General features: G+C 55.3%; 11 protein-coding genes. 2 read left to right on the plus strand and 9 right to left on the minus strand.

What is annotated here, in order from left to right:
- From GSQ91_RS15885 to GSQ91_RS15910, 6 genes are all read right to left on the minus strand, one after another.
- Positions 1-1,050 (minus strand): aminotransferase class I/II-fold pyridoxal phosphate-dependent enzyme (locus tag GSQ91_RS15885; RefSeq protein WP_158822746.1); only part of this gene is annotated, 1,050 nt, incomplete at its 3' end.
- A gap of 78 nt (positions 1,051-1,128) precedes the next feature.
- Positions 1,129-3,966: a glycoside hydrolase family 31 protein gene (locus GSQ91_RS15890; RefSeq protein ID WP_254064629.1), complete on the minus strand. Its 2,838-nt coding sequence runs from the start codon at positions 3,964-3,966 to the stop codon at positions 1,129-1,131.
- Between the two features lie 528 nt (positions 3,967-4,494).
- A complete protein-coding gene (locus tag GSQ91_RS15895) occupies positions 4,495-6,381 on the minus strand; it encodes a family 2A encapsulin nanocompartment cargo protein cysteine desulfurase (RefSeq protein WP_158822747.1) in 1,887 nt (628 codons plus the stop codon).
- On the minus strand, positions 6,368-7,285 hold the full coding sequence (locus tag GSQ91_RS15900) for a family 2A encapsulin nanocompartment shell protein (RefSeq protein WP_158822748.1): 918 nt from the start codon (positions 7,283-7,285) through the stop codon (positions 6,368-6,370). Before GSQ91_RS15900 ends, GSQ91_RS15895 begins: the two co-directional genes overlap by 14 nt.
- Before the next feature lie 237 nt (positions 7,286-7,522).
- Positions 7,523-7,747 carry a hypothetical protein gene (locus GSQ91_RS15905; RefSeq protein WP_158822749.1) on the minus strand — a complete coding sequence of 75 codons (225 nt, stop codon included), beginning with the start codon at positions 7,745-7,747 and terminating at the stop codon, positions 7,523-7,525.
- Positions 7,748-7,808: 61 nt separating this feature from the next.
- On the minus strand, positions 7,809-9,143 hold the full coding sequence (locus GSQ91_RS15910; RefSeq protein ID WP_216845281.1) for an FAD-dependent monooxygenase: 1,335 nt from the start codon (positions 9,141-9,143) through the stop codon (positions 7,809-7,811).
- A gap of 47 nt (positions 9,144-9,190) precedes the next feature.
- Here GSQ91_RS15910 and GSQ91_RS15915 point away from each other — a divergent pair, with 47 nt between their 5' ends.
- Positions 9,191-9,856 (plus strand): TetR/AcrR family transcriptional regulator, encoded by a 666-nt coding sequence (locus GSQ91_RS15915; protein WP_158822750.1) that lies wholly within the window; start codon positions 9,191-9,193, stop codon positions 9,854-9,856.
- A gap of 246 nt (positions 9,857-10,102) precedes the next feature.
- On the opposite strand, the gene GSQ91_RS15920 is transcribed toward GSQ91_RS15915, so the two are convergent.
- From GSQ91_RS15920 to GSQ91_RS15930, 3 genes are all read right to left on the minus strand, one after another.
- Positions 10,103-11,050, minus strand: a complete 948-nt coding sequence (locus GSQ91_RS15920; protein WP_158822751.1) for a ketopantoate reductase family protein — start codon at positions 11,048-11,050, stop codon at positions 10,103-10,105.
- Positions 11,051-11,215: 165 nt separating this feature from the next.
- A complete protein-coding gene (locus GSQ91_RS15925) occupies positions 11,216-11,998 on the minus strand; it encodes a CPBP family intramembrane glutamic endopeptidase (RefSeq protein WP_158822752.1) in 783 nt (260 codons plus the stop codon).
- Between the two features lie 214 nt (positions 11,999-12,212).
- Positions 12,213-14,891: a sugar-binding domain-containing protein gene (locus tag GSQ91_RS15930; protein ID WP_371417118.1), complete on the minus strand. Its 2,679-nt coding sequence runs from the start codon at positions 14,889-14,891 to the stop codon at positions 12,213-12,215.
- A 457-nt stretch (positions 14,892-15,348) separates the two neighbouring features.
- Here GSQ91_RS15930 and GSQ91_RS15935 point away from each other — a divergent pair, with 457 nt between their 5' ends.
- The gene (locus GSQ91_RS15935) at positions 15,349-16,677 is read left to right on the plus strand and encodes a hypothetical protein (protein ID WP_158822754.1); all 1,329 of its coding nucleotides are present in this window, start codon (positions 15,349-15,351) and stop codon (positions 16,675-16,677) included.
- The last annotated feature ends 35 nt before the right edge of the window (positions 16,678-16,712 follow it).

The raw sequence follows: 16,712 nt of genomic DNA on the forward strand, positions 1-16,712 counted from the left end.
GGCATCCAGCAGCAGCTTCTTGGAGAACTCGACCGAGCCCATAGTCCGGTACTGTTCCGGGATACGCGCCCAGGCAAACATCGTTGCCTTAGGCAGATCAACGGCCCAGCCTAGCTTGTTCAGTCCTGGTACCAGCACATCTCGACGTGCCTTGTAGATATCGCGGATCTCCGCCACACAGTCTTGTGGGCCTTCGAGCGCGGCAATCGACGCTACCTGGATTGGAGTAAAGGTCCCGTAGTCGAAGTAACTCTTGATCCGCCCCAGCGCTGCCACCAGTTTGGGGTTGCCGACCATAAAGCCGACACGCCATCCGGGCATGTTGTAACTCTTCGAGAGCGTAAAGAACTCGACCGCAATGTCCTTGGCTCCAGGGACCTGCATGATGCTCGGCGCCTTATAGCCGTCGAATGTCAGGTCCGCATAGGCCAGATCGTGCACCAGGTAGATGCCCAACTCCTTGCATAGGGGCACAAGCCGTTCGAAAAATGAGAGGTCCACGCAAGCCGCGGTGGGGTTTGCGGGAAAATTCAGGATGAGCAACTTCGGCCGCGGCTCCATGCGCGGCAGCTCATATTCCAGTTTTTCCAATAGAGCGGCCTGATCGACTCCATCCAACGCAATGCTCTGGATCTTCGATCCTGCAATGACCGGTCCGAAGATGTGAATGGGATAACTCGGATTCGGCACCGCGACCGTATCTTCGTCGTCAAGCAGGGCCAGGCAGAGATGCGCTATGCCCTCCTTCGATCCGATCGTGACGATCGCTTCCGTCTCCGGATTGAGGTCGACATCATAGCGCCGCTTGTACCAGTCGCAGATCGCCTTTCGCAGCCTTGGTATTCCCCTTGAAAGGGAGTAACGATGCGTCCTCGTTCGTTGCGCCGCTTCGATGAGCTTGTCGACGATGAACGCCGGTGTCGCTCCATCGGGATTCCCCATCCCGAAATCGATAATGTCTTCGCCCCGTTTGCGTGCTGCAGCCTTAAGCTCACTCGTAATGTTGAATACATATGCCGGCAGACGTGTCAGCCGTCTAAACTCTTCCATCTCGCTCCCCGCTTTTTATTAACTATATCCAGAACACCGGAGGAATGGGCTTGCTGTTTCTTTCCTGGTGCTTAGCTGTTACCTACCAGCCTCCGCCAATAGCCTCTGCGCTCTGGACATAGCATCCAACCGGCGCTGCTTCTCGGCCTTCATATCCATCCCAGCAGGACGCCAGGAACTGGTCGACTGATGCTTCACAAACTCCTCCAGGCGCGAGGCGTAGGTCGAGTCGATTGCCGTTATGGCGGCCTGTGCTTTAGGCAACAACTGACGAAGGTTGGCCATCTCTTCCTGGGCTGTCTCTGGGTGATAGCTCAGGCGATCGCCAGTCTGCATGGCCTCAACGAGGGCATCCGGCGGATCAGAGAGCGGCCAGGTCTGCTGAATGGCGTCATAAGCGCCGCGCAGCCGTGTCATCTTCCCGGCAAAGCCGTCCAGTTCACCACGCCGCGCAGTCATTCCCGCCGTCCTGCGCACCTCGACCGCCACTCTGCCCCTCACGCTTTCACTGGGCACGGGAATCGTCGTAGTCAGCGTATTGCCTTCAAAGGACCAGCCCCCTTTGCCTGTGCTGCTGGCGTGCTTAACCGCAACGCCATTGACTGTGACGGAAGCCGGCGGCCAGTCGGCGGGCAGGCGCAACTCGAAGCCGCGAGCCTTCGGCATTCCTGGATAGCCGCCCTCAACGGGACCGATCTCAACGCGCAGGGTGTCGCCAGTTTGCGCAGCCTTGATGGGCGTGCGCGCAAAGACGCCGTGCTGGTACTCGACCGAGACGCCGGAGTCCTCATAGACGGAGTAGCTGGAAACGGTCCCCGGCGCCAGCGGCCAGACGTTCACGATGAGTGGATCGACGGGTTTTTCTCCGGTGTAGCGCATGGGGGGCTGCATCGGAACGATGGCTCCGGCGCGCAGGTAGACGGGCGTTTGCTCGATGGAGAAGTTACGATCCATGCTGACGGGACCGGTGAAGTGCTTGCCGGTGGGCCACTCGATCCACTCGCCCTCTGGCAACCACACCTTTTCCGTAGCCAGGCCGCTGGTCTTGTCCGCTGGCGTCGTCACCGGCGCGGCCAGCATCTCGTCGCCAAAGAGATACTCACCCTTACTCTCATACGAGGCTGCGTCTTGAGGCCAGTCGTAGTAGAGCGGGCGGAAGAAGGCTACGCCGGTGTCATACGTGCGTCGCGCCTCGGTGTAGAGGTACGGCTCAAGGGCGTAGCGCAACTGAAAGGCAGAGCGCAGGACAGACGAATAGGGCTCTGGATAGGCCCAGACGCGGCGCTCGCTGCCGGGATTTTTGGTGGTGTGGGTGCGCAGAATAGGGCTGAAGGCTCCGAACTGCACCCAACGGGTGTAGAGCTCGGGCTCAACGGCGCCAGGCTGGTGGCCGCCGATGTCGTGGCTCCAATAGGCGTACCCGACGTTGGCCGCCGTTGCTGTAAACCAGGGCTGGAAGGCCAGCGAATCCCACACGGAGATCGTGTCGCCTGAGAACCCGATCTGGTAGCGATGATTCCCCAGGCCGCCCCAGCGGTGGAAGAGCAATGGCCGCGCGCCTTCGCGCTGCTGGTCGGTAAAGTGGAGGTAGTTGAGCCACCAGGTGTTGTTCACACCGGGTAGTTTGGTGTCGTGGTCCTGCTGCCAGTCCAGCCACCAGAAGTTGATGCCCTCTTTCTCGAGCGGATGAAGGACCAGGTTGAAGTAATTGCTCACCCAGAACTTGTTGGTGGGGTCGAAGGGTACGTACTTCTTCGTCGCCGGATCGATACCCATGGCATGCGCCATGGCGGGATACGCCTGCTCCCACGGTTCGATACCCGAAGCCGGATGCAGATTGAGCGTGGTCTTGAGACCTTCTTCATGCAGATTCTTGAGAAACGGCTCCGGATCGGGAAAGAGCGTTTTGTTCCAGGTGTAGCCGGTCCAGCCAAGGTCGTAACCTGCCTGATCCTTTTCGCCAAGGGCTCTGAGTTGCGGCTTGCCGATGTGCCACCCCATGTCGATCACCAGCACATCGAGCGGCACATCGTTCTCGTGAAAACCTTTTACGAGCTCATCGAGCTCCTGGTCGGTGTAGTCCCAATAGCGTGACCACCAGGCGCCAAAGGCAAAGCGCGGCGGCAGTGGAATACGGCCTGCCACGCGCACATAGTCGCCAAGCGCCTTGCGGTAGTCGTGACCATAGCCGAAGAAGTACAAGTCCTGCCGCTCGCCGGCGGGACGCTCCATCACCCAGGGCCAGGGACTCTTCTCCCCTTCTTTGAAGCTGAAGTCTGTGGAGTCGAAGAGAGGACGTGTCGAGTCGTCGACCAGCGCCCATCCGGAGCGGGAGACCAGGCCCGGCTCGATCGGCTCCGGGGTCTTCGCGCCAACGGCTCCATCGAGCGTGCGCGTGGTTCCCTGCAGGTTCTCCGGATCGGCAAGACCCGGATGCCAGACCACATCCTTGCCGTCCACCGTGAGCTTTATGGTGAGGTTGTTGGCTGAAAACCGGTTGTCGGCACCCGGCGTCGATACCGAAGTGTAGGTAAGTGTCAGCGCACTTGTCCTGATGGTGAGACGCTGGCCGGCGTCCGTCTTCTCCAACTGATATTCAAATTTCGGAGCCGGCAACCGCCGGTTCAGAAACACAAACGAAGCGTGGTCTTCGAACTTCCCATCCGCTGCCCACTCCATGCGTATCAATTCAGGAGTCAGTACAGTAAACCTCGCATTGGTCAGCGTAATCACGGCCTTGGGGTCGGCCACCGGATTGACCGCCTCCCCAAGGACCTTCGGCGGCATCGCCGAAGCTGCCACGACCGGCGGTTCTGCGACTCTTTCAGCTCCGGGCACAGCCGTCTGCGCCGCCAACCCGACACTTACTCCGATTGCAAGACAGCTTGCTGCGATGCGATGCAAAACAATGCGCACACGATTCTCCTGTTTCTACTTTACCGAGAGGAGCATCCATCTAACCCCACTGACCTCAGCACTGCCTATTTGGATTGGCCGGATGGATACTGACAATCACATCCGTTATAGAACGAAGATGGCCCAGGCAAGAAACTGACCGGGCTAGTGGAGACTGTATCTGAAAATCGAGCAGGGAGAATCGTAGGTGCAGTAGTTTAGAGCGACTCGTCGTCGAAGGTAGGTACAACCGACCGGTGCCGGCTACCGCGTCGGAGCCAATACACCGCTAGTCCAATCAGAATCCAGAGGAAGCCAAGGATCTGCTCGTCAAGGTAATCGCATTTGGCAATGAAAGCGCCATGCACCGTTTCCACAATGCGAAAGCCGAACCGCAACAGACGTATTGCCTCTGTTTCGGTCCGGCCTCAAATGTACTGCCCACCCTTTGTCTCAACGAGATGATCAGGGTAATGCAGCGATTCTCAGCAGTGGTCAGCGGATCTGATCATCCTGCCAACCATGCTGTCTACGGTATTGAAACTCGATCTATGCACCACTGCTCTTCAGTTTGCGCAATGCAGTGATCAAGGCATCCACGTCTTCATCATTGTTATAGAGCGCCAGCGAAGGACGCACAGAGGTTTCGACTCCAAACCGACGTAGAGCAGGCTGTGCGCAATGGTGACCGGAACGCACAGCGATCCCTTCGCGGTTAAGCGCTGCCCCAACCTCTTCGGTGCGAAAACCATCCAGAACAAACGAGAGAACGCTGGCCTTCTCCTTAGCCGTTCCAATCAAACGCAAACCAGGAATCGTTAGCAACCCCTTCGTCGCATAGATCAAAAGGTCATGTTCATAGCGAGCGATATTCTCCATGCCAAGTTGTTCCACATAGTCGATGGCGGCACCAAGTCCAACCGCATCGGCGATGTTTCCCGTTCCTGCCTCGAAACGTGCCGGTGGCGCATGATAGATCGTCTTCTCGAAAGTAACGTCAACGATCATATTTCCGCCGCCCTGCCAGGGAGGTGTGTCTGCCAGCGCGTCGGGTTTGCCGTAGAGCACGCCAATACCCGTAGGCCCAAATACCTTATGGCCGGAGAACACGTAGAAGTCGCAATCGAGCGCCTGTACGTCCGTGCGCAAGTGCGACACCGCCTGCGCTCCATCCACCAGGACGCGTGCTCCATAGCGATGGGCCATCTGGACCATCTGGCGGACGGGCGTGATTGTGCCCAGGGCATTTGAGACCTGTGTCACCGACACGAGACGTGTCTTCGGACCGAGTAGCTTCTCAAACTCATCGAGCAGAATCTGTCCGTCGTCATCCACGGGAGCCACACGCAGACGCGCGCCTGTCTCCGCAGCGAGCATCTGCCAGGGAACGATGTTCGCGTGGTGTTCGATCCAGCTGATGACGATCTCGTCATCCTTCGCAATGTGCCGCCGTCCCCAGCTCTGCGCCACCAGATTGATTGCCTCAGTTGCACCGCGGACAAAGACAACCTCTTTCACGGAAGAGGCATTGATAAAGCGCGCTACCTTTTCGCGAGCATCCTCATAAGCATCGGTGGCCCGGGCCGCAAGCTCATGCGCCGCACGATGAATATTTGAATTCTCATGCTCATAGAAATATGAGATGCGATCAATCACGCTCTGCGGCTTCTGCGTCGTCGCTGCATTATCCAGCCAGATGAGGGGCTTGCCATGCACCCGCTCCTGCAGAATCGGAAAATCCCGCCGCACCGCCCCCACATCGAACTGCTTGCGAGGGAGTTGCAGGTCCGGCAGTAGCGAAGGAGAGATGCTCGCAGCACTTACTGGAGCAGCTGTGGCCGTCGTCGGCTTTGAAAGCGCACCGGCGTCCTCCAGGAAGTACAAGGAAGAGACCGAATTCAAAGCCGCCATCACGTCGTCCTCAGTCGGAAACGTAGCCAAAGGCGCAGTGGCAGGGAGCACAGATTCGAACAGAGGAAATGGGGATTCGAACGAAGGCAGTGACTGCGCGAACGGAGATGAAGAATCACCCGTCGGAAGACTCTGTGCCCTATCCCTCGGCAACCCCTGATCAAAATACGGCCCGGAAGTCGCAGGAGCTGGAGCCGCTGCAACCTCAGGCTGATACGACGAAGCGCCGCCCCCTGAGAGTCGCTGCAAGTCAGCTTCGCTGGGAAGCTTGTCTGCCGACGGAACAGCAAGTATCGAAGACGGGGTAGCGCCGAATTGCGGAGCCATACTCGGCACCGTCACGGCAGATTGCGCGCCGCCAAACTGCCCCGCCTGCCCAGGAAGCGCACGAAAGAATTCGTTTGCCATCTGGGCTAAGGCGGTAACGTCCGGCAGGCCCGCCGATGCGGGAGGCAGTGCACCACCCGCATCCTCAGTCATGAGCGGCGAAAAGATTCCGGCTTTGTCCTGATCACTTGTACTCATGATAATGGCCGACCTCAACGTTCTCGAGCACGCCTAAGGCGTCCTCGGTGAGCACCGCCGCCGAGCAATAGAGCGAGACAAGATACGAGGCGATGGAGTTGCGATCAATTCCCATGAAACGCACCGAGAGACCAGGAGTCTGTTCACCCGGCAGCCCAGGCTGGAACAATCCAACCACGCCCTGCTTCTTCTCGCCCGTGCGCAGCAAAAGGATATTCGTCTTGCCTGCGGCATCCACGGCCAGCTTGTCCGAGGGCACCAGCGGCAGGCCGCGCCACGTAAGGAACGGTGAACCGAAAATCGTTGTCGTTGGTGGAGGAACTCCGCGGCGGGTGCACTCACGTCCGAAGGCCGCAATGGCATTAGGGTGAGCCAGGAAGAATGCCGGTTCTTTCCATACCTTTGCGATCAATTCATCCAGATCGTCAGGGGTGGGAGCTCCCTTGCGCGTCTTCACCTTAAAGGCCTGATCCACATTCTTCAGCAGGCCATACTCCGCGTTATTGATAAGCTCGCTCTCCTGCCGTTCCTTTACCTTCTCCACTGTCAGCCGCAACTGCTCACGGATCTGGTCGTGGGGATGGCTGTAGAGGTCAGAGACGCGCGTATGCACATCCACCACGGTTGAGATCGAACTCAGTGTGTACTCACGAGGCTTCTCAATATAGTCGACAAAAGTCTCCGGCAGCTTCCGTTCATCGCGGTTCCCACAAGCGACTTCGATATCAGTGTCGTTTTTAACCTTGTTGACGCGATAGGTTCCCGACTCCACCGGAACCCATGAGAGTAGCTGTACAAGCCAGCGCGGTGTAATGGCACTGAGTTGAGGAGCTGTTTTTGTAGTGTTCGCTAGTTGGCGTGCTGCTACGTCGCCAACTGCACGACGATTCTCATTTGTGGCCACGGGAGTTGCTCCTTTTTGGATACTGCGTGAGATGTTTTACCTCTGCTGGCGATCGGCTCCATGAGAGAGCGCGTCCTAGCAGCTTTATCAATTGCGATGATAGTCAGGGCTCGCCGTGGAGTGAATGATGAATCTGTTGTATTTTGGGAGAAATCAACCACAAAGACCTGTGATCTTAGGCCTTGACCTAAGAATATGAAGGCGATCGAAAGATTCGGCTCTAAGGGCCTAAATGACTCAGGATTGGCCATCAACGTAGCCCATCGACAGCAGATCGTAGACCAAGTCCGAGCTGGCACCCGACCAGAGAGTATTTGGAACGTGGCTCTGCGTGATCCTGCTCGATTTGAGAATAAACGTTGGAGGATCTGAGCAATCGTCCAGAAAGGCAGCAAAGGTGGCGAGTAGCTGCTGCACAATCGCCGTATCTCCATAGTCTGCCGTCGAAGCGTCATGCGACATCTCCGCGACCTGGGCGTAAAAAAGCCTCTGTGCTCTCGGGGAGAGAGCACAAGGGCTTGATCTATCGGCGACTTGGCAGAGAGACTGCGCCCATAATAGCTTGCGTGGGCTCTCCGGCGTATTCGCTGAAGTGCGTCTCACCGATGTGCGCAATATAGCCGTCGGGGCGAATCAGAATGCGTTGTCCTTCGATCGTGACAACCTCGGTTGCGCGGGATCCGCGCATGTGTTCGAAGAGCCTGCTACCGTCGTCGAGCCGGAGATCCGGCATGCGATCTCCGGGCAGCAAATTTCCCAGTGCATTGCCCGACGACAGAGAGCTGGATCGATAATGCAAGGCGAGTTGATTGGTCGCATCGCCGCGCTTGATTGACCGTGTCTGGTGCAGACGCTTGCTCAAACCCAATACAGCGGCGGCAATGGGCAGACGCTCGGATTCGTAGCTGTCGAGCAATGAATCAGGTCCGCCGCGCAGGACGTGTGCCAGCTTCCAGCCCAGATTGTAGGCATCCTGCACGCCAGTGTTGAGACCCTGTCCCCCGGCCGGTGGATGCACGTGTGCGGCGTCTCCTGCCAGGAACACGCGGCCAACGCGATAGCGATTTACCATGCGGACTGCGGGCTGATAGATCGACTTCCAGACAATGCGGTCGATGCGATGCCCGGTGGCCTTAAGTACTACGCCCTCGATATCTGCTCCTGCCAGTTCCCCTTTCGCGGTCAGTTGAAAAAGCGGTGTGTTCGGCAACGGGCAAAGCCCAATCACGCCACCTTTGACGAATGGCCAAAGATGCCAGTCGCGGCGATCAAGTCCAGCGATCTCGACGTCTGCGACGATCATGGGCTTTTCGTCGATCGCTTCGCCCTCCAGCTTGAGTCCAAGCGTTCTTCGCACTGTGCTGTGGCCGCCATCACATCCGATCAGGTAGTCCACTCTCACCGTTTCCCCGTTCGATAACGTAGCGTCAACGCCATCCTGATTCTGGTGGGCGTTGGTGATCGTCCGATTGAACTCAACTCGGCCACCGAGAGCCTGTAAACGCTCGCGCAAGATTGCCTCGGTGCGCGATTGCGGCACCATCCAGAGGTTTGGATAAGGGGTGCTCTCAGTCGGCGGTTTGGAGGAGCCTAGCGAGCCTACGCGCATCGAAAGAGGGCCCAGGTGAATGCGTAGCTTTGGATAGCACCCACCGGCGGCGAGGATCGGCTCGATGATCCCGAGGTCATCGAAGATTTCGAGCGTTCGCGGTTGGAGGCCTTTGCCGCGCGAACCAGTGAAGGGTGTTTCCGCAGCCTCAATCAAGCGGCAGGGTATTCCCCGGCGTAAAAGGTCAAGCGCAAGCGTCAACCCGGTTGGTCCAGCTCCGACGATCAATACGTTTTTTGGGGGCATCATATTAGTTTCGTACATTGTACGAAAAGATATAATGGTACGGTGTACGAATGTCAAGAACAAAAGTACAACTAAGTCGCGAATCGATCGCCGCCGCCGCACTCGCCATCGCCGATACGGAAGGATTTGAAGCGGTTTCGATGCGTCGTGTGGCGCAGGAACTCAATGTCGGAACAATGAGTCTTTACTATTACGTTAAGACCAAAGACGATCTGATCGCGGTGATGGATGACGCGCTGATGAGCGTAGCGCTTCTAGAGTCGGTGCCCAAGAATTGGAAACGTGCGATCACGGAGATTGCCACTCGGACTCACTCGATGTTCCTCCGTCACCCCTGGGCGCTCGTCTCGATGCAGTCGGCTCCTCCCGGAGTCAATGCGATGCGCCATATGGAGCAGTGCCTGGAGGCACTCGCAAAGACTTCGATGACAGCGAAACAGAAGCTCACACTGCTCGCCATGGTCGACGACTTCGTCTTTGGTCATGCGCTCCGCGAAGCAGCCAGAGAAAAAGAGGTTGACTGGGAGTTCGCAACAGTACAGATAGCTACAGGTAACTTCCCCCGGATTGCGGAAGTCTTCAAAAGCGGCCGGGTTGAGATCGGAAAAGATCGCTTCCAAATGGGACTGCGTCTCCTCCTTGAGGAATACGATCCGCAACAGCCTCACCTTTTACCGAAATCCAGGCGTCGTGGGAGCCCCGAGGGTAGTAAGTGATCCCCGAAGATGTCTCGTTGGTTGGCCAGAACGGGTATCGCGACCCTGCATAATCCCCAATGCACTTGTCCAAAGAAACTCAATGAGTGCATTGGCCTGTCAGCAAACAATCTAAACGACTTGGAGAGCTGTCGTTAAACACAAGACGACTTGCACTAAGACTTATTGGGACCAAATGAGTTGGCCGATCCGCCGCCGGACAGCGAGCGAAGATGCAACATCACTGCAATCGCAGAATGGTTAACTTCAAGCGCCGAGACTGCCGAGCCTGTTTGCTGCTCTCCGTAGTCTTGGGGTTTCGATTCCAAGTTCCGCTGCCTGCTGCAGAACGCTAATAACGGTCCTGCTAGTCTCCTCTTTGTGATCTCCCCTCCCCACTACAGCCTGGAAAGGTTTGCTGAAAGAGAATGCGGCCACCATACCTGCGGCGAATAGATACGGTGGCATACGGAGGGGAGTCAGCTCCATGAAGTTTTGCCGTAGGTTAATCCCGCGTGCCCGAAGAACGGGAAGCATCTCTCGCAGGGTCAACGCTGCCTCTCTCGCTTGGCTGAATGAGCCCATCACCGATTCCATGGAGTCAGCGTAAATAGCCTGTGACATCAGGCCGGCGTTCGTCGCAAAATGAATCCACAGCCAGTCCCTGAAGTTAGTCTTCTCTGCAATTTTGAATCCACAATCGCGAAAAAGCTTCCGTGCCACTACCTCGCTCCTGGTCAGCGATGCAGAAAATGTTCCGAAGTTGACCGAAGCAAAGATCGCGCCGCGCAGCACATTCGCATGGAAGGCGCCCCCTGCGAGCGGAAAGCCCCAGGCCACTTGATCTTTGGGTAGTCCTCGTGTTGCCTCTTCAGGGTCACGCCAGAAATTGCTGAAGATGAGGATCGTGGCGTGCCCCGCGCGTGACTCGAGGAGCTTCGCCACCTCAGCAAACATCCACTCCTGAACACTGACCAAAATCAAATCGTAGGAGTGATCCGCGGGCAACTCCTCCACCATGCGAATCGGCCAATCTTCGTCGACGTGCTTCCTTTGCGCTCCACGGCGCATGTCAAAGATATCCAAATGTACATGAGAGCCATATTCTGCCGACCTTCCCGGACGGACGTAGAACGTGACATTGTGACCGGCCTTCTCAAAGGTCCAGCCGTAAAGTGTCGTAATAACGCCTCTTCCGAAAAGAAGGATATTCATAGATTCTCCGCAACTATCTTCACACATCGGGGAAAGGGCGCACCAGATCTACTCATTCTAACTAAGCCCTCTTATCTCCTGAGAAACACGCCTGCCTTAAGGAATAATTAGGAATTGATGCTAAATCGCCAATGAGCGAACCGAATGTGCTTCGGATGGAAGGCGTTAGTCAGACGGATGCCTGGGGGCCGTTGTGAGATGGACGGCCACCGCGATTAGCAGCATGACTGGGATGACCAGGATGCTTCCTTCTGGACCGACAGAACCTCCACTCAGCAATTCACTTCCACTCATATGCGACTTGAGGAGATATCCATGTATTCGATTGCCACTGTCTGCGACTCCGTATAGATAGGATTGTGCCCAGTCCCAGGATGCGTGTAAACCGAAGGCGGCGGCCAAGGATTTAGTCCGCCAAACGATAAAGCTGAACATCAGGCCCGTAAAGAAAAGAGCAAAGATGCCAAACCAATTCTCACCACTACCACTCAAATGGACAGCTGCGAAGAGTATGGATAGGCATACTGCAGCCGGCCAGGCATTCATGCCACGGCTCAGAGTAACGAACAGGTAACCACGAAAAGTGCACTCCTCGCTGAAGGCAACCGCAGAAAATAAGAACCCCCAAAGGATCGCGTAAAGAAGTGCTGAGCTACCGTGAGTATGCATTCCATCGAAATGCCAGCAGCCAAGGCTCCACAGGCTCAAAATCATGAGCGATACCGCAGCCAGACCAATTAGCCAGCCTCGCACACACCAGGCAAGGAAACGCGGTCCTATTAATCCATAGGCGAAAATGTTGCGACGCTCCACTTTCGACATCACCCACGTTGCACCGAGTGTGGCGATGAGTTGCAAAGCTTTACCGACCGAAGCAACATGAAAGGGAACTTCGTGCCCCTTATCAACGTGCAGGAAGGTGACGCGAAGGTAGTCCGATTGCCGCATAGAGCGCTATCCAACACACAACGAACAAAAGGGCGCCAGCCAGCTCTTATGTGGTTCGCACCAACAAAAATCCACTTTATCGATTTGATCTTGGACATAATAGTTTCCTTGACGTCGTTGTGGGCTCCGATAGGGGATAGGCGAGCGGGTAAGTCCCGCGTCAATGGCTTTGGAAGCGTTGTTGCTTGGACATTCGTAGAATGCTACGAAACGTTCAATGAGGCCGGGGTTCGAACTTCTCCGCCGTAACTTCTACGGCAGTGTCGTCAACGTTCCATCCTGAAACGACGAGTGAACCGATTGCAGCCTGTTCATGAGGCCAGGTGTGGACCGTCAATATGCGAGTCTCATTCGGCATCAACGTTACATAATTGTCGGACCAGAACACCGGATCAATGGCGTCCCCGTTTTTGTCTAGAGCTCTTACGGAAAGTTGAAATGCAAGCGTATCGGAAGGATTGCTAAGCTGGACGGTAACTGCGCCTGCCAGGGTCGAAGGGAGAAGCTTTGCCACAATTCTTACGCGTGGCATGTTTCGCAAATCAGTCATGAGTTCGGGATGGAGCGCCGGAGTCTTCATATAGTCCGTCTTGCTCCAATCGAATTCGGTCAGTTTCGTCGGAACCCAATAGAAGTTTCGGCTCAATACTGCTCCAGCGTTATCGCGCAGTTCCAGTTGCACAAACAACACTCGTGAATTGCCGGAGAACAGAGAATCGGGAATTGAGATCACCTTTGTGGAAGAGTCGGCTGTCACGCCGAAATCAGCACTTTGTTCAAAGATCTGTTTCGACCGAATGTCATATACGTGTACGGAGGCGTGCATCGTCTCTGTTGGCTCATATCGACTGTTCACCACAAAGATTCCGTGATCGTCATAGGAATATTGGATGTGGATCATTTCGCAGGCCTTCTTTGCTCCGAAGTAGCCGCCGGCTGCATCAAGATAGTAGTCGTACAGATGCCAAATCATCGATGGCCAAGCGTTGTTAATCATCCACTGCACAACACCAGTGGAGGTATATTTGTTCCTGCCGTAAGCCTCGAACATCGCACGTTCGCCATCGTATGCCATGACTTGTGACATCTGCTCATACTCGTGGAGTGACGTTGGAACACCATAGGTCGCCTTCATCGCGGCATTGAAGACATCGAGATTGTCGAATCCGCCTCCACCATCGTGGAAGCTCCATACGTCATTGGGCGGCCACAATTGATCGTGGGGTATAAATTTTTCAAGGCTGTAAATGCTCGGAATCGCGGCTCCGGGGCCAGTCTCTGTGTTGAACCCGTATGCCCCGCCATACTGGTCGTGATCTGTAAGCCAATAGGAAGGAGCTACAAAATCGTACGGTCCTGACATCTTGACGCCACTGTCACCACTCACATCCGAGCGAATCTTGGTTGCATTCGAAAGGATCGAATTAGGCCAACGAGTCTGGTGCTCGATGTCGAGATAGGCTTGCTCGACTTTAGGGGGAGGAGGATTGTCGCTTCCGTTCAACCACGCAAACAGGCTCGAATGGATACGGAGACGAAGCATTTGGGACCGCAACGAAGCAATCGCCACATCAAAGTTCTCCGGTGTCCACTTATCCCAATGTTCCCACTGGTCGCAGCAGGACCATCCTGCCATCACGAGAATTCCCTGTTCGTCGGCAAGACGATAGAACTCATCAGTTTCCAACTTGCCTTCCAAGCGAATTGCATTGAGATGCATGTCACGGATGAGAGCAAATTCTTTCTGCAAGCGTTCAGAGTCAACGCGAAGCATCATATCCTGTGACCAGCCGCCGCCGCGGATGAGAATCGGTTTTCCATTCACCCGAAAGAGCCTATATCCCTTTCCAGTTAACTCAGAGGTCATCTCTCGAATTCCAAATTGTGCATCCTGCTCGTCTGAAAGCCCTGCAGCGTCTGAATAGCGCAAGGTGAGGTTCTGTAACTGTGGCTTTCCCATCTGGTAGGGCCACCAGATGGACGGATGTTGGACGATCAATTGCGAGTACCGCTTCGGAGCGAATACGACGGTCTTCTCTTCACCGGGAGCGAGATCAATTGTCTGCTGCAGATTGAAACCGAGAAGAGACACAGATGCGATACCATGCGTCGGAATCATGGATGCGTTGTGGAATTCACCGGCCACGGTTAACTCAGCAGTGTTCAACGATGCGTCGATAAAATGGGTACTGACCAACGGCGAACGCACGGAGACCGGGCCAGTTGTCTTCAAATAGACTGCGCCTGTAATTCCCATATCCTTATCGGGAGGAGCCGGACTCCAATCGACCCAGTTCACTCCCAGGTCGGTAGGGCTTGGCGCGAACGTCTCCACCGCAATTACGTTGGGTTTTCCGGAAAGGAGAACCTTTGTCGCGTCAAAGTCATACCTCCGATATGCGCCTGCAACTTTCGACGAGTTCGCCAGCAGCTTTCCATTGATCCAAATATTGGCCCTGTAGTTTATTCCATCGAAGTGGAGCCACACTACGCGTCCGGGAGCTATTTTCTCCATGTCAAATCGCTTCCGATACCACCAGGCGCATTGATATTGACTCTCCTTTGCCATGGGAAGATTGGCAAAGTTCGCGCCGATCGGATAGTCGGTACCGGGGATGGCTCGCAAATTCCTCGCAACATAAGGGTCTTTATATTGACCGGCAGCGACCTGGGCTGCAAGCACCGTGGAAGGCACCGAGGTGTCAAGCCATCTTACGGGAGAGAAACTTGTACTCGCAATCGTTGAACCCGATGTGTTGAGGTCACAACCGGAGTGCAATTGCCATCCCTGATCTAAATTCGTATTCCTGGTGTCACCGATCGTTGAAGCGGACGCCAAAGACAGCCCTACGCATGCACTTGCAAATGTTAAACAGATAGAGCGAAGTAACACCTAGTTTCCCCCCCCGATTTCCCACTCCGAAACTAACAGGCGTCTTCGATTTGACTAGGTTCCTAACGGTGCCTAACCCATATTGCAGTATGGGTCTAAAGGATTTTGTACCTCTATGGTGTCACCATTTCAGAGCACTGAATCTATGCCGCCCCAAATGCAGCTGCATGACAAGAGAATTCCCTGTCCAATGGGAGGACTCTGTCTATAACGCAAGTGATTCACACGAACTCTCCAATTGCCCTTCTGGTCCTGTGCTTGAAGCGGTGCCCGAGCGTAAGAGATCCTCACCGAGAATGCACAAGATGCTCTTCGTCCGCCTTTGGGGCCAACGAAGATTTGTCACGATAAAATACAACGGTTAGGTTCTGTTCGAAACGTTACAAATCCTGGTTCTACCAGTTACAGTTCGTCCAACCTTGGCAATCACCGAGGAATTCATTCGAAGGATGAACCTATGAACCAGTTTCGTGTTCTCTGTATCACCTGGGCAACCCTAATGTTGGCTACCCCCGCGTTCATTCACGCAGCATCCAGTCCAGACCCTGGACTTGGGCAATCGATTGCAGGTTCTTCTCAACCCTCCGATAAACATTCCATTCATTTGAGGCCAACTCTTCTCGACGCAGATGGTAAACCTCTATCGGGAGTCCACGAAATTACCTTCAACATTCGGGCAGGAGCTGACACTTCGGGAGAGCTCCTTTGGAAAGAAACCCTTTCGGTTCAAGCTGACGAGAACGGAAGGTATGTGGTGGATCTCGGCAGCTCGAGTCCTGATTTTGCCGAACGAGTTCTCGAGCACCATTCGCTGGTCTATGTAACGACAAGTAGCTCACCGTCCACACAGGAGACTGCTGCCGTACCAATCACAACCACTCCGCAAGGAGTCTTCCAGAGTTGCAACGTCGACGGCAGTACTGGGGAGGAATCGGTTAGCGCGAATTGCTATGGCTTGCCCGGCGAGACCGCAGAGACTCAGTTGCAAACGATCGCAGCTGCTAACTTCACTGTCGTGCTCAACTATAGTGCCTTCTGGGGATCCCAAGCACAGATCCTGGCTTATGCTGCTGAAGCGAATACGCTGGGGCTGAAGATCATCTGGCCGTTCGGCGACCCGGCGTTCGCGCAATACGTCGGCACAACAACAGGCAAAAATGCGGGGTATCTGATCTCTGACTACAGCGAAGTCGGTCCCGACTGCAATTGCACCACCAACCCGCAGTTCATCACCTACCTGGTCAACCTGGTAAAGGATCTTCCTGCCACATACGGATACCAGACAGGAGACGAACCCAACGATACATCCACGGTTGAAACAGACACTCACAATCTCTACAACCTGATTCACTCTCTTGATACCACTCACCCACAGTTGATTGCCGCCACCTGGACCAATGCCGAGCAGCCGACCCTCTCGAACCTGAAAGCATATCTTGATCCTTTCAGCTTTGCTGACTTACTGGGCGCTGACTACTACCCAGTCGGTACAGGCGCCCCAGCCAGTGACGAAGCCACGGCGGCCGCGGACTTGACTACGATTGCGAACAACTATGGAAAGCCGGACTATGTGGACCTACAAGCATATAGTTGGGAGACCTATGAGCCGTCCGCTTGCGTATCCGCTTCAGTATGCGTCTTTCCCACAAGCAGTCAACTCCAGACAATGCTGACGGATGCGGTCACCGACGCCGATCCCCAATTACTTCTCTGGTATACCTACCCAGATGCAGCGGTTGTCGGCAATTGGACCACCTTCGTAAATGCCGTGAACCCTCAAAAATAATAGGTTGTGAAAAACAAGGTCGCGTCTGGGTTACT

It is taken from the genome of Granulicella sp. S156 (assembly GCF_009766105.1).
Classification (GTDB): domain Bacteria; phylum Acidobacteriota; class Terriglobia; order Terriglobales; family Acidobacteriaceae; genus Granulicella.